Below are 14,469 nucleotides of genomic sequence, written 5' to 3'. Positions count from 1 at the left end.
GTGTCAGAGGCGGAAGATCCGAACTATCAGCCCGGTGTCGTGCATCGTGTGTGGCGCGAAGGCGTGGTACGCCCACGCGTGCACCCAGGCGTTGCCGGTCCGTACCGTGAGCCAGGTCTTGAACGCGCCGGGCAGCGTGTAGATGAGGAGTACGAACAGGATCGTCAGCGTGGCCTCGCGCGGTGACCCGAACCTGCCCCAGCCCTCGAACACGTGCAGGGCCGCGTACGTCAGGCCGCCGAGAACGAGGGTCGCGGTGGTGGAGCCGGTCAGACGGGCGTAGCGGGGGACGAGGATGCCCTGCACGAAGATGACCGTGGGCAGCACCGTGCCAGCGAAGTACAGCAGGAAGGTCAGTGGCACTCCGACGGCGAGCTGACCCGGCGCCAGGCCGGCGAACGCGTGGCCGAGCACCACCCATTGCGCGAGCGATTCGACGACCAGCACGGCGAGGATGAGGATGGCATCGCCACGCCGATCCGCCGAGCGCAGACACATCTGGTGGGCGGTGTACCGCCGCCGGAACCACAGGAGTGGCACCAGCGCGTAGACCACAACGTTGTACGTGGCCCACCCGATCGCCTCGGCGGGACCGACCGGATCGGTGGCACCGACGAGCGTACCGGGCAGGTGGAAGCCGATCGGGTGCCAGCCGAGCCCTCGGCCGATGAGCAGGCCACCGAGTTGGGCGAGGACGGCGTACGTCAGGACGAGTCCTGTTTCGCGGCGAGCGGTCGGGAGCATCGGTGCGCGCTCGGCGATCACGGGTGCGGTTCGGCCACGGGTGAGCGCGTAAGCGATGGCGGCGAGCAGTACCAACTCGACGAGGGTGGCCTGAGCGGCGATCACCTGGCCGGGCCCGGATGGCGGGTCGTGCTGAGCCGGCCAGTCGAAGGGGGCGTCGCCGGGCGCGAGGAGCAGTACCGCGCCGTTGAGTGTGATCCAGCCGACCACCGCTGCCGTGAGCCAGGCTCGTTCTTGACGTGACACAGAAGCCCCCGCTTATCTAGCACAGTTGTGTTAACAGCAAGACGGTAACACGAGTGTGTTATAAAAAGTGGTGCCGAAGCTGGTGGATGCGCAGACCCGACGGACCGAGCTCGCCGAAGCGGTCTGGCGAATCGTGATGCGGGACGGGCTGGAGCAGGCATCGGTGCGAAATGTGGCACGCGAGGCCGGGCTGTCCATGGGCTCGTTGCGCCACTACTTCGCCACCCAGTCCGAACTCCTCGGATTCGCCCTACGGCTGGTGGGAGAACGGATCGAGGAGCGGATCCGAGCCGTGGACACCACGGGCGACCAGCGTGCGGTGGTCCGGTCGATGATCGACGAGATGCTGCCGCTGGACCGGACGCGGCGTGGCGAGTGCGAGGTGTGGCTCGCGTTCACGGCACGCGCCGTCGTGGAACCGACAATGGCCGGCCTGCGCAAGGAGATCGACAGTCGCCTCACCGACGCCTTCACCACCATGATCCGGCGACTGGCCGACGCCGGTGCACTCCGCCCCGGGCTCGATCAGAAGGTCGAGGCAGAACGCCTCTACGCCCTCGTCGACGGAGTGATCCTGCACGCCCTCCTGCGCCCCGGCCGGACCTCGAACGCAACCGCCAGTGCCACCGTCGGCGCACACCTCGACCAGATCGCGCCAGCCGCCGCGGCTGAACGCTGATCGGCCGTACGGGGGCAGCGGCTCGACCCCGACCGCTGCGCTACCGTGCCACCCGTGGTCGTCCCAGATTCTTACGCCTCCATGTTCATCGCCGCGCCCGACCCAGCTTGGCCGCAACAGGGAGCCGCGCTCGTCCACGAGTTGCGGACCGTGTTGGCACCGGTGGCGCGGCGGGTGGATCACATCGGCAGCACCTCGATCCCCGGCATGGCGGCCAAGCCGGTGATCGACCTGCAGGTCAGCGTCGCTGACCTCGACGCCGCCGTAGCCGCGTTCGATGAACCACTGGCCGCCCTCGGATTCTGCCGACGGCCATACGAGCGAGACCACGTACCGGCCGGTCGGGACGATCCGCCACACAGGTGGGCCAAGCGGTACTGGAACAAGCAAAGCGCCGGTGAGCGGGATGTCAACCTGCACTGTCGGCTCGTAGGCTCACCGAATGAGCGGCTCGCCCTGCTGTTCCGGGACTGGTTCCGGGCGCACCCGGCAGCAGTGCCAGCGTACGCACGGTTCAAGGGCGCTCTGGCCGCCGCCGTCGGGGACCTGGACGTCTACACGGACGTCAAAGATCCGGTGGTCGACCTCGTCGTGACCGTCGCGGAGGAATGGGCTGCCGCCACCGGTTGGTCCCCGGGCGGCGTCGACCGTTGAGGACTGGCCGCCAGCGCCATGGTCGGCGTGACTCACCAGGATTGCCGGCGAGTAGCTGACGGACCTACCCGAGTAGCGCGGCGGCCGCGGCCAGGGTGGCCAGCGACAGCGTCGTGGTCACCACCACCGCCCGGTTGGCCACCGCCTCGCCGACGCCGTACTCCTGGCTGAAGATGAACGTGTTCTGCGCGGTCGGCAGGCCCGCGCACACCACCACGGCGAGCAACTGCGGCGCCGACAGGTGCAGGGCCAGCCCGGCCGCGTACGCGATGACCGGCTGTGCGACGAGCTTCAGCGCGGTGATCACGGCCAGCTCGCCCGGCTCGGCCCGCGACGGCGCCGTGCGGTCCATCGACGCGCCGAGCGCGACCAGGGCGGCCGGGACCGCGGCACCCGACAGCAGGGTGAGTGACGCGCCGACCGTCGAGGGCAGATGCAGGCCGGTCGCCGAGCACGCGACACCGAGCAGCGACGCCAGGATCACCGGGTTGCGGACCGGCAGGGAGGCGATACGTCCGACCCGTATCCGCCCGGCCGGGTCGCTGTGCCGGTCCAGGGCGACCAGGACCACGGGCGCCACCACCAGCACCTGCAGCAGCACCACCTCCGCCAGGAACGACACGTTGCCGAGCACCTGCGTGGCGATCGGGATGCCGAGGTTCGCCGAGTTCACGTACCCGGCGGCCATGCCCCAGATCGGCCGTTCGCCGGGCCGGCGACCGAACAGCCAGCTCGCGCCGACCCACCCGAACCCGACGACCGCGGCCGTGCTCACCCCGAAGGCGAGCAGCGGGCGGCCGGCGAACCCGGACAGCGGCATTCGGGACAGGGCCAGGAACAGGGCGGACGGCATCGCAAGATGGAACACGAACCGGCCGAGCACCGACGCCGCCGCCTCGCCCAGCAGGCCCCAACGACAGGCCGCGTAGCCGACCGCGGTGAGGATCCAGATCGGTACGAACGCCGACACCAGGCTCATCCGGGCGTCACCGGTGGGCGGGCGGGCGAGCCGGGCAGCGGGGTTGACCACGTGTACGCCGATCCGGAGACCACGCGTTCAGCCTCGCATCCCGTCCGGACCGAGCGAAAACGCGTCCACTGTCAGCGGTGGTACTGAACCAGGCGGAACTCGTGGTCCTCGGGGTCGGCCATGACGACAACCACGCCCTCGTCGTAGTCGTGCCGCTCCCCGGTGAACACCAGCCGTGGCCGAGGCTCCGGGTGGGCTGGGACGCCGGGGGCGACCGTGCCGCCTCAGCGATGTACGCGGAGGCGGCACGGTTGCCGATATTCGAGCCGCGACGCCTACTCCCGCACACCGATGTTGTCGATCGGAGGAGCCCCGAGCAGCCGTCGGACGGGCCACACAGTGGTCGTCAAGGCCAGCAGTGTCGCGCCGCCGAGCACCGCCACCCAACCGAGCGGCGGGACGTACGGGATCGGGCTGCCGGTCAGTCCGTTCACGATCGCGCTCAGGGTCAGCGCCGCGATCGTCGCGCCGATCAGCACCGCGGTGCCGAGCAGCCCGGCCTGTTCGGCCCGCACCATCCCCCGAATCTGCCGGCGGGTGACCCCGACCAGTTGGAGCAACGCCAACTCGCGGCGACGGGCCAGTGCGGCCAGCACCATCGTGGTGGCGGCCGCCAGCGCCGAGTACCCCACCATCACAGCGATCAGCAACCGATTCAGCCAGGCGCCAAGCGCCAGATCACTGCTGAGCAGGTGCGTACGGGTGGCGGCGTCGAGAACCTCGGTGCCGGGTCGCCCAGCCGACCACGTGGCCAGTGCGGTGTCGGCCTCCGGGCCGGCGCGGACCAGGACCTCGTCGTCGGTATTCCCGGCCGTGTGCCCGGCGACCGTCTCGGCGGCCAGCGTGACGTCGCCGAAACCGAGGCCACGGCCGTAGATCGCGATGACGTCCAACGTGACCGGGGTCCCGTCGCCCAGCCAGAGTTCCGCCTGATCGCCGACATCCCAGCCGGACGAGGACGCCTGCATCGCCGACAGGGCGACCGTGCCGGCGCGCAGGTCGGCGAGGGTGCCCTCGCGCACGGCGAGGTCCATCGTCGACGTGATGTCCGCCGGGTCGACCGACTGCGCGCTGACCGGCTCGATTCCGCCGAGCGCCCGCACCAGCACCTGCGTACGGCGTACACCGGTGGCCGCCTGCACCCCGGCCAACTCGCGGATCTCCCGGGCCGTGTCCGTCGGCAGCCCACCCGGAGCGACAAGCACCCGCTCGGCGAGCGTTCCCGCGCTGCTCTGCGTGGTGGTCTGCCGTTCGAGGTTGGTCTGCAGGAACCAGACCGAGCCGCCGAACCCCACGGACAGCACGAGGGCGGTCAGGACGGTCGCCATGCCCTGCGCGTTGGCCCGCAGATTGGCCGCGGCCAGATAGCCGCTGACCCGCCACATCCGCGGCAACAGTGGGGTGAGCAGGCGTGCCGCGTACGCGTTGATCCTCGGTGCGAGCAGCGCCACCGCGATGAGGAACAGGTACAGCATGCCGACCGCGCCGGCCAGTGCCCCGGTCGATCCGACGGCACCGAGCGTGAACGCCCCGGAGGTGCCGGCCGCCGCCAGCGTCAGCACGCCGGCGATCAGCCGCACCCGGCCGCTGCGCCGGGGCTCGACAGCGATCTCGCCGAGCGCCTCGATCGGCTTGATCCCGGTGACCCGGCGGGCGGCGACCAACGCGGCGAGCACCGCCACGAGGACCGCCGTACCGACCGCGGCCGGCACCGCGAACAGGCCGCCGACCATCGGGAAGCTTTCCGGCACGAACCCTCGCCCGACCAACTCGCCGTGCACCCAGCGGGCCGCCAGTAGGCCGGCCGGGCCGCCGACCGCCGAGCCGATCAGGGCGAGCAGCGCGGCCTCGGCGATCAGCATGCGGCGCACCTGCCCTGGCGTGGCCGCGACCGCGCGTAGTAACGCCAGGTCACGCCGACGGTGCCGGACGGACAGACCGATGGTGCCGGCCACCACGAAGACGATCAGCAGGACGACGTACCCCCCGAAAGCCGAACCGGCCTCGATCAGCAACGTCTGGGCGGTCTGGTTCTCCGACTGCTCGACGTTCGCACGGTCTTTTCCGGCGTAGGTCGTGGCGCCCGCCGCCGACGCGATCTCGCGTACCGCGCCGAGGTCGGCGGCGGGCGCCATCCGCACGCCGATCGCATCCACCCGGCCCGGGTGGGCGGACATCCGGGCGGCCTGCGCGTCGGTGAAGAACACCGCCGCCGAACCGGTCTCGGCGGTTCCGCTCACCCGGTACGACCGACTGGCCCCGGCGACGACCAGGTCGATGCGGTCGCCGGGCGCCGCGCCGAGACGGGTGTCGACGAGCACCTCGTCGTCGGCCCGTGGCGCGGCACCCGCGGCGATGGGACGACCGGTGAAGGCGTACGTGTCCCAGCCGTGTCCCACGGCCGCGGGTGAGCCGATCAGCACCCGTTCGTCGCCGGTGACGGCCGCGACGCCCGGCACCTGGCGGATCCGGTCCACCAGGGCCGCGTCCACCGTGCCGCCCTCGGGCAGCGTGACGGTGCTCGTGGTGGTGTCGCCGCCGAACTCTTTGAACGTGTGGCTGACCGTGCGGTTGGCGACGACCACGTCGGCCGTGGCCCACAGGCGTGGCTCCGCGCGGAACCGCAGCCCGGACTCGACGAGCGTGCCCATCGCCACCAGGATCAGCACGCCGGCGATCAGGGCCAGCAGGGTCGCGGCGGCGGGGCCGGCACGGTGCCGCAGCAGGCGGGCGGCGAGCCCGGTCATCGCAGGACCCGCCGATCCAGCGAGGCCAGGTGCTCGGCGATACCGGCGGCTCCGAGCTGCGGGAGGTCGGCGACGATCGCACCGTCGGCCAACACGAGCACCCGGTCCGCGTACGACGCGGCGATCGGATCGTGGGTCACCATCACCACGGTCAGCCCGTGTTCGTCCACGACCGCGCGAAGCAGCGTCAACACCTCCGCCGCGGTCCGCGAGTCGAGGGCGCCGGTGGGCTCGTCCGAGAAGATCACCTCGGGGCGGGTGGCCAGCGCCCGGGCGATCGCCACCCGCTGCTGCTGGCCACCGGAGAGCGCGGCCGGCCGGTCGTGCAGTCGGTCGGTGAGGCCGACCCGCTCGACCACCCGGGTCAGCCAGGCCCGGTCCGGTCGGACGCCGGCCAGGCGCAGGGGCAGCACGATGTTCTCCTCGACGGTGAGCGCACCGATCAGGTTGAACGCCTGGAAGACAAACCCGATCCGGGTACGACGCAGCTCGGTCAGGCGGGTCTCGGACAGCCCGGACAGGTCGGTGCCGCCGATGACCACCCGACCGGAGCTGGGCCGGTCGAGCCCGGCGGCGGTCTGCAGCAGCGTGCTCTTGCCAGAGCCCGAGGGTCCCATCACCGCGGTGAAGGTGCCCCGGTCGAAGCCGACATCGATGCCCGCAAGCGCGGTCACCTGGTTGCGGCCGGCGCCGTACACGCGTGTGAGGTGCTCGACGCGTACCGCCGGTTCGATTGTCTGTCCCGGATAATCCGGCATTCTGGTGGCCTCTCTCCGTGTCATCGGCAAGAACTGCGCGCACCAGAAACGCTATTGACGTGGGAGAACGGCAACCATCCCGCGGGCTGCCAGGTCCGGGTACAGCAGGCGCTACCGCCGACCGCCGTCCAGGAAACGCAGCACCGCGGTGACCCGGCGGTCGGCCTGGTCGTCCGGTGGAAGCTGAAGCTTCGCGAAGATGCTGCGGATGTGCTTGTGTACCGCGCCGTCGGTGACGAACAGCCGCTCGGCGATCGCGCCGTTGCCGAGCCCTTCGGCCATCAGCCCCAGCACCTCACGCTCACGCGGCGACAGCTCGCTCAGCGCCGTGTCCGTCCGGCGGTTGCGGGCGAGCAGCTGCGCCACCACCTCCGGGTCGATCACGCTGCCGCCGTCCGCGACGCGGTGCAGCGCGGCGAGGAACTCCTCGACCCGGCCCACCCGCTCCTTCAACAGATAACCGAGCCCGACGGCGCCGACCGAGAACAGGTCGGTGGCGAACGCCTGCTCCACGTACGCCGACAGGACCAGCACCGCGAGGCCGGGGCGCCGCCGCCGGGCCTCCACCGCGGCCACGATGCCCTCGTCGGTGTGGGTCGGCGGCATCCGTACGTCCACGATCGCGACGTCCGGTGCGTGTTCGTCGACGGCGACCAGGAACTCGCCCGGAGTACCGGCCGTGGCGACCACGTCCAGATCCTCCGCCCGCAGCAGCAGAGCCAACCCCTCACGCAGCAGCGGGTCGTCCTCGGCGATCACGATCCGCATGGCAGCTCCACGTCCATTCTCGTCGGCCCGCCCGGCGGGCTCGTCAGTGTCATTCGGCCGTCGTACGCCTCGACCCGCCGGCGGATACCGGTGAGCCCCGAGCCGCGCGCCTCGTCCGCGTCGCCGTGCCCGTCGTCCTCAACGCACACCAGCAGCCGGCCGCGCTCGCGGCGCACCGCCACGTCCACCCGGCTCGCACCGCTGTGCCGGACGACGTTGGTCAGCGCCTCGGCCACCACGAAGTACGCGGTGGCCTCGACCGAGGCCGCGCACCGCACCGTCACGTCCACCTCGAGTCGGCAGGGCACCACGCAACTGCCGGCCAGGCCCGCCAACGCGCCGGCGAGACCCCGGTCGTCCAGCACCGGTGGCAGGATTCCGCGCACCACCGTACGCAGCTCGCCGAGCGCCTGCTCCGCAGCGTCCTGCGCCTGCCCGAGGATCTCGTCGACGCGGTCCGGATTGCGGCGCGCGGCCCGCCGCGCGGCACCCAGCAACACGTTGACCGCGACCAACCGGTTCTGGGTGCCGTCGTGCAACGACCGCTCGATCCGGCGCAGTTCGACAGCGTGGGCGTCCAGCGCCGCGGCGCGGGTGGCGGTCAGCTCGGCCACCCGCAGCGACAGGTCGACACCCGGCGGCGGCGGCAGCAGCAACCGGCCCGGCCACGCCTGGAGGCGGGCCAGGGCCGGGCTGCACCAGATCGCGGCGGCCAGCCAGCCCACCCCGAGCAACCCGACCACGAGTGCCTCGGACAATCCGTCGACGCGCCACCAGACGATCCCCGGCTCGCCGGCATCAGCCGGGAGCAGCCGGTAATACAGCGGGAACGTGACGTACTGGACGGCGGAGAGGGGCAGCACGAGGCCGACCAGCCCGGTCACCAGGCCGATGAGCGAGTGCAGCCCGACCCAGCCCAGCTCCCGGCGCACGAAGGGATCACGCGTCGCCGTCCGCAACCCGACCGGCACCGGTCCCGGCGTGGGGATGGGCTCGCCCCAGCGGGACAGCCGGGCACGCTCCCGGTCGGCCACCGAGCGCACCGCCCGCAACGCACCGGGCGCCGCCAGCAGCCCCACCCCGACCAGGCAGGTCACCGCCACGATCGCCGCCCAGAGCAGCGCGCCCAACGCCAGGGTGGCGGTGCCCAGCCCTCCGACGAGGTGCTCCAGGGCGTCGACCGAGGCGCGAACCCGGCCCCGCACGTACGCCATCGACCCACCTCCTCCGCCAACATAGGCCACCGGGGGCCCGGCCCGGCAACGCTCGGCGTGGAAGGTGCAGCCTGCTGTACCACTGTCGTCGAGCTGGCGGGATCGTTCCCGCCGCGCCGCCCGCCTAGCGTTGACGGCGTCGAGGAACGAACGCCCGAGGAGGCAGTCATGACCGATCCGTACCGCATCACCGAGGCCCCGGTCGCCGCGCCGAAGAAGCCGGGCGGCCTGCTCCGCCCACTGCTGTGGCTGGTGCTCTTCGTCAGCGCGGCGGCCAACGTGGTGCTGTCGACCGCGGTGGACAACCAGTGGCTCAGCTCGGCGTTCGGCCTGGTGGTGGTGCTCTGCGCGGTCGCGCTGACCGTCCACCACCGCCGCAACCGGGCGCGAGAGTCGTAACGACGAAACCCCACCTCTCGTCGCGCCCAAGAACGCGTACCGGGAGTACGGGCCGGGGGACAGTCTGGTTGGATCGGCGTTCATGCAGATGGTGGAACATCCCTGGGGCATCACCGCGTTCGGTGCGGCGAGCGTGAAGGCCCTACCGGATCTTGTGCGCGTCAGGTTCAAAATCGTCCGGGTAGAGCAGGTCCCGGCCGCCGCGTTCGAGGCGGCTCGCATAGCCGTGCGGGCCGTGCGCGGCGCGCTGCGGGAGCACGGGATAGCCGACGCGGCGGTCGAGGGTTCGCGCCTGGACCTGAAGACCGCCACCGAATACACGGACGGGTCACGCAAGTTCATCGGCTACCAGTGCCAGGCGGCCTTCGCGATCCAGTCCGGCGTCCTGGACGACGTCGAGCAACTGCTGATCGACATCGTCGCGGCGGGCGCCAACGAGATCGAGAGCGTCGAGTTCGACGTCACCGGCAAGCGCGAACTACGGGCCGAGGCTCGGCGCGAGGCGGTGGCCGCGGCCCGCGCGAAGGCCGAGTTGTACGCCGAGGCCGCCGGCGTACGCATCGGTGCGGTCCTGCACATTGAGGACGTGGACCCGGAGCAGCCGGGCGCTTCCCGCTACCGCAGCCACGCCGAAGCCGCCGCGACGAGCGCCCAAGACCTCGCCCCAGGCCACGTCGTGGTGTCCGCCGCCGTGGTGCTTGGCTACGCCGTAGCCCGTGACTGACGTGTTCGGAGCTTTGCTGATCACCTCAGATGCGGAAGACGTAGCAGTCGCGGAGGATGCTGACGTCGTCGTCCGACTCGGGCCAGGCGATCAGCGGCCGACCGTGCACGTCGAGGTCATCGGGCCAGCCGGTGGACACCGGGTCGATGCTCACCTCGGCCGCGACCTGCGGCGCCCCGCACTCACCGACGAAGTCCCACAGCTCTTCGGCCTCAAGCCGTTCCGGCGGCCCGGTGAGACCGAGACGCGCCACGGTGCGCTGCTCGATCGGCAGCGGCTCACCGGTCGCCGTTTCCGGCTTCGCACTGCTGAAACGGCGGATGATCTGCCCGCGCGAGCCGACCAGCCACGCGTCGCCGTCGCCCTGGTTGCCGTAGAAGTAGGCCTGCGTGTCGCCGTACCGGGAACTCAGCTCCTGGACCCACTCTTCAACCTGAGGTTCGCCGTCGGGATCGCAACTCGGGCCGGAGACCACTGTCCACCCGTTGAGCAACGGCGAGATGAATACGTGTCGCCACGTACGGGAACCGTCGGGTCCGCCGTGACCGAGGTGAGCGACGAGCGTCTCGCCGAGGCCGTAGGTGGCGGGCGCGGACCTGGTCAAACCAAGCACCTGCATGATCTCCTGCTGATCACCGCCACGCACGGTCAGCCACGAGTTGAAGCAGCCATCAATCGAGTACGGCCGGTCGTGGGGAAGCTTGATCGTGATGAGCCGCCGCAGCACGGCCAGGTCAGCGGGGTCGAGCGCCCCTTCGCCGCCGAGGTGCAGCAAGGCAAGCAGCGCGGGACGCCGGGCCCGAGCTGGACCATCGCGGCGGATCGCCCGTAGCTCCGGCAGCAGAGACGCGTCCAGGCTGGCGAAGCCCTTGTTCACCGGATCGATCAACAGGTCCGCGAGGTCCACGTTGGACACCCTAACCGCGGCGATCCACCTCGGGACATGTCGCTGTCGCGTCGGCCCCGGGTCGCGGTGCGTGGGAGCCCAGCCCAGGAGATCGGGGATGGGCTCCCACGCGGTGCGGATGGATCAGTTGACGGTGCCGATGGAGACGGCGCCGCGTCCGACGACCGCGCCGTCGTTGGTGACGACGGCCAGTTCGCCGTACAGCTCACGCCCGGCGCTCGGGGCGGACTGCGCGGTCACCGTCCCGGTGAGGGTGGCGGTGGCGCCGTTGGGCAGGGCGAGCGGGGTCGGCGGGGTGTCCAGCGTGCCCAGCGATGATGCCGAGAACGAGTCCCGGTAGTCGTAGGCGGTGCTGGTGTTCGGTCCGTCGACGGCGTACCCGTCGACGACGACCCGGTAGGTTCCCGCCGGCGGGTTGGCGATGGTGACCGCTTCCTCGGAGTCACCGTCGGCGGCCTGGCCGACCTGCGCGTCGCCGCGGAACACCGTCAGGTCCAGGTCGGCGCCCAGGTTGGCGGTGTTTCCGATCCGAGCCGTGAACCTGCTGGCACCGCCCGGAACGTCCACCAGGTACTCCTGCTGGGCGCCCTCGGCGATGGTCGGCCGCTCGGCGTGCACGCTGGACAGTGGACCACCCTGACCGGTCACCGCGACCGGGCCGAAGGTGTTGGTCAGCGTCCAGGTCGCCGGGGTCGGCTGGCCGGCGGTGAGCGTCGGCAGTTCGATCACGGCCGGCTCGACCTGCACGCCCTGCACCCGCGCCTGCAACTGGAACGGGTTGTTCAACGCCGGGGAGGTCCGCCGTGCCTCCACCTCGATCTCCCAGACCCCGGCGATCGGGTTCTGGTAGTCGCGCTCCTGCGGCTTGCAGGCGGCGGCGTCGGAGTAGTTGGTGTAGCAGGCGGTGCTGGCCGTGCTCTCCACCGGTACGCCGTAGGGGTTGATGGCGATGAACCGGGTCTGCGACCCGGTGGCGATGCCGGACAGGTTCACCTGCAGCGCCCCCGCGCCGGCCGGCACGGTGATGAAGTACGAGGTGAAGCTGTTGCGCGCCACCGAGCCCTCGGCGGAGAACGAGTAGCTGGGCTTGGTGACGGTGGTGGCGGCCACCACGACGGCGGAGACCTCGAAGTCGAGCACCGAGGTCTTCGGGTCGTCCACGGTCAGGATCGCGCCGTGCGCGCCGGTGGTCGACGGCTTGGCGGTGACCGGGATCGTGACGGTCTTGTTCAGCGGGAGCGCGACCGTCCTGGGTGCGGTGAAGGTGCCGTCGTTGCCGCGCAGGGCCAGCTTGTGGCTGATGGTTCCGGCCGGTCCGCTGGTCCGGGTGACCTTGACCGGGTAGGTGCGGCTCTGGCCGACCTTGTGCCCGCCCTCGGCCGCGGTGCAGCGGTTGTAGACGCCGGCGCCGCGGTTCGGGTTGGGGACGAACCGGCTCAGGTCGCGGTCGTAGCGGGTGAGGTTCTCCGACAGTTCGGTGCAGACCGGGGCGTCGGAGACGTACGAGCGGGTCTCGACGGTCTTGGCGAGCAGCTTCCACGCGCCGGCGACGTTGAACATGCCGTAGCCCTGCGCGTACGTCGCCACGCCCGCGATGGGCTTGGCGGAGGTGTAGATGGCCCGGCGCAGCGCGGCCGGGGTGACACCCTTGTCGGTGGCCTTGGCGGCGGAGAGCAGCAGAGCGGCGGCGCCGGCGGCCTGGGGGGAGGCCATCGACGTGCCGTTGAGCATCTGGTAGCCCGGCGGCAGCGCGTAGCCGGCCTCGGCAACGGGGATGCCCGGCTGCCAGGTCGGCGCGGTGGAGATCGCCGACCCGGGAGCGGTGATGTTCGGCTTGAAGCCACCATCCTCGCGCGGGCCGCGGGAGGAGAAGTTGAACAGCGCGTTCTTCTTCGTGACCACCGAGCCGTAGTTGGCCAGCCAGGTGTCCTTGCTGATGTTCGCGGCGACGCTGACGACGTTCTCGGCGACCGAGGGGTCGCCGACGGTGTTCAGGCCCGGTCCGGAGTTGCCGGCGGAGATGAACATCTGCACGCCGTAGGTGGTGATCAGGTCGTTGTAGAGCTGCGCGCGGGCGTTCGCACCGTCGTTGAGCGTCGGCAGGCCGCCGATGGACATGTTGACCACGTCGACGTGCCGGTTGATGACCAGGTCGGCCATGCCGGTGGTCAGCGCCGCGGTGGTGCAGCCGCCACCCCAGGAGCAGGCCCGGGCGGAGACGAGCTTGGCGCCGGGGGCGGCGCCGTCGAAGGCGGTGTTGCCGAGCATGTCGTTGGCGGCGGTGATGCCGGCGACGTGGGTGCCGTGGGTGGCCTCGATGATGCCGATGTTGACGTAGTCGGCGTACGGGCCGGGCTTTCCGTCGCCCGGGGCGATGTCGACGTCCTCGCGGTACTCGACCACGAAGGGCATCTGGTCCCGTACGGCGGTGGCGGGGTTGTCGGTGCCGAAGTGCCCGACGTCGAAGCGCTCCCGGTACGGGCGCATCAGCGTCTCGTCGGTGAAGCTGTTGTCCTGGTCGACGTCGACCCAGATGTCGTGGGTCTGCGGGTTGTACAGCACGCCCCACGCGTCGGTGGTGTCCCCGTCGCGGTTGACGTCACCCGCCGGGTCGCTGGCGGCGGTGATCGACTCGCGGAACAGGTTGAACGTGTAGGTGCCCGCTGGCACGGTCCACGTCGCGCCGCCCGCGCTGAACGAGGGTCCGGTGACCTCGGTGACCATGCGCCGCCAGGTGCCGTCGTTCTCGGTCACGGGGTCGGTGGCGGTGACCCAGTCGACGATCTTCCGCTCACCGGTCGTGGTCTTCTGCAGCGCCGGCTGATCCAGGTCGATGCCGGAGTCCATGATGCCGATGGTCACCCCCCGGCCGTCCCACTGCGGATGAGCCGCTTTGAAGGACTCCGCGCCGGTCTCGTTCGTCGGCATGTACGGGTTCACCGCGCCGGTGCCCGCGCCCGGACCGCTGAGCGTCGCACCCTGCGCGGCGGCCTTCGCACCGGAGGCCGCGGCACCGGCGGTCGGGTCCGGTAGCTGGATGACCTCGTCCAGGTCGATGGCGGCGACGCCCGGCAGCCTGGCGGCCTTGAGCACCTTGCTGGTGGGCACGGTGGCCAGGACGTAGCCGATCTGGTCGAAACGCCGGTTGACCGCGCCGCCGAGGGCCTCGACGCCGTCGACGACGGCCTTGCTCTGGCCCTTCTCGGCCGCGACGATCAGGGTGACCGTCGGCGCGTGCTTCGCCTCGGCCTGCGCGAGCAGCTTGGCGTCGTGCGAGCCTAACGCCTCCGCGGGGGTCGCCGCCGGAGTGTCGGGGGTGGAGGGAGCGGCGCTCGCGGTGGCGGCACCACCCGGCACGGTCATGGCGCCGGCCGCCAGGACCGATGCGAAGAGCGCGGCGGAGGTACGCCTGCTCAGGTTGCGGGGTCTACTCACGTTCTCTTCCTCCAGAGAACAGGGCCCTGAGATGACAGGGCACGCGTGAGCGATCCTTCGTGGTGTTGGTAGTCGATGTCGATAGATGGTTCGACGTTGTGATCTCTCCGTGACGTCGCCAGCGTGCCCCTTCGCGGCGGGGATGAGATCGACCGCCATGACCT

At 71.1% G+C, this 14,469-nt stretch carries 12 protein-coding genes; 4 read left to right on the top strand and 8 right to left on the bottom strand.

Annotated features, from left to right (window positions below; all coding sequences use genetic code 11):
- Window positions 1–3 precede the first annotated feature (3 nt).
- Window positions 4–990 carry a hypothetical protein gene (locus AB0A90_RS24635; RefSeq protein ID WP_357252242.1) on the bottom strand — a complete coding sequence of 329 codons (987 nt, stop codon included), beginning with the start codon at window positions 988–990 and terminating at the stop codon, window positions 4–6.
- A gap of 70 nt (window positions 991–1,060) precedes the next feature.
- Between AB0A90_RS24635 and AB0A90_RS24630 the strand changes: the two genes are divergently transcribed.
- Window positions 1,061–1,669, top strand: coding sequence for a TetR family transcriptional regulator C-terminal domain-containing protein (locus tag AB0A90_RS24630; RefSeq protein WP_357252240.1), 609 nt, complete (start codon window positions 1,061–1,063; stop codon window positions 1,667–1,669).
- 54 nt (window positions 1,670–1,723) lie between these two features.
- Window positions 1,724–2,323, top strand: coding sequence for a GrpB family protein (locus AB0A90_RS24625; RefSeq protein ID WP_357252237.1), 600 nt, complete (start codon window positions 1,724–1,726; stop codon window positions 2,321–2,323).
- Window positions 2,324–2,387: 64 nt separating this feature from the next.
- Here the strand turns inward: AB0A90_RS24625 and AB0A90_RS24620 are convergent, their stop codons facing one another.
- The 5 genes from AB0A90_RS24620 to AB0A90_RS24600 form a co-directional block, all read right to left on the bottom strand.
- Window positions 2,388–3,353, bottom strand: a complete 966-nt coding sequence (locus AB0A90_RS24620) for an AEC family transporter (protein ID WP_357252234.1) — start codon at window positions 3,351–3,353, stop codon at window positions 2,388–2,390.
- 275 nt (window positions 3,354–3,628) lie between these two features.
- Entirely contained in the window at window positions 3,629–6,100 is a 2,472-nt protein-coding gene (locus tag AB0A90_RS24615) for an FtsX-like permease family protein (RefSeq protein WP_357252231.1), read from the bottom strand.
- Complete coding sequence (locus AB0A90_RS24610; protein WP_357252229.1) at window positions 6,097–6,858, bottom strand: ABC transporter ATP-binding protein; 762 nt, start codon at window positions 6,856–6,858, stop codon at window positions 6,097–6,099. The genes AB0A90_RS24615 and AB0A90_RS24610 overlap by 4 nt, the downstream gene beginning before the upstream one ends.
- A gap of 111 nt (window positions 6,859–6,969) precedes the next feature.
- Window positions 6,970–7,626 (bottom strand): response regulator transcription factor, encoded by a 657-nt coding sequence (locus AB0A90_RS24605; protein ID WP_357252226.1) that lies wholly within the window; start codon window positions 7,624–7,626, stop codon window positions 6,970–6,972.
- Window positions 7,614–8,840 (bottom strand): sensor domain-containing protein, encoded by a 1,227-nt coding sequence (locus AB0A90_RS24600; protein WP_357252223.1) that lies wholly within the window; start codon window positions 8,838–8,840, stop codon window positions 7,614–7,616. The genes AB0A90_RS24605 and AB0A90_RS24600 overlap by 13 nt, the downstream gene beginning before the upstream one ends.
- A 168-nt stretch (window positions 8,841–9,008) precedes the next feature.
- Between AB0A90_RS24600 and AB0A90_RS24595 the strand changes: the two genes are divergently transcribed.
- Window positions 9,009–9,239: a hypothetical protein gene (locus AB0A90_RS24595; protein ID WP_357252220.1), complete on the top strand. Its 231-nt coding sequence runs from the start codon at window positions 9,009–9,011 to the stop codon at window positions 9,237–9,239.
- Window positions 9,240–9,321: 82 nt separating this feature from the next.
- Window positions 9,322–9,963 carry an SIMPL domain-containing protein gene (locus AB0A90_RS24590; RefSeq protein WP_357252217.1) on the top strand — a complete coding sequence of 214 codons (642 nt, stop codon included), beginning with the start codon at window positions 9,322–9,324 and terminating at the stop codon, window positions 9,961–9,963.
- A 25-nt stretch (window positions 9,964–9,988) separates the two neighbouring features.
- Here AB0A90_RS24590 and AB0A90_RS24585 read toward each other — a convergent pair whose 3' ends face one another.
- Both AB0A90_RS24585 and AB0A90_RS24580 read right to left on the bottom strand, forming a co-directional pair.
- Window positions 9,989–10,870: a hypothetical protein gene (locus AB0A90_RS24585; protein ID WP_357252214.1), complete on the bottom strand. Its 882-nt coding sequence runs from the start codon at window positions 10,868–10,870 to the stop codon at window positions 9,989–9,991.
- 123 nt (window positions 10,871–10,993) lie between these two features.
- Window positions 10,994–14,305, bottom strand: a complete 3,312-nt coding sequence (locus tag AB0A90_RS24580) for a S8 family serine peptidase (RefSeq protein WP_357252212.1) — start codon at window positions 14,303–14,305, stop codon at window positions 10,994–10,996.
- Window positions 14,306–14,469 lie beyond the last annotated feature (164 nt).

The sequence above is a fragment of the Micromonospora sp. NPDC049204 genome, from assembly GCF_040647935.1.
Lineage (GTDB): Bacteria > Actinomycetota > Actinomycetes > Mycobacteriales > Micromonosporaceae > Micromonospora.
The sequence above is the reverse complement of the archived record's forward strand: the minus strand, read 5'-3'. Positions and strand labels throughout refer to the sequence as shown.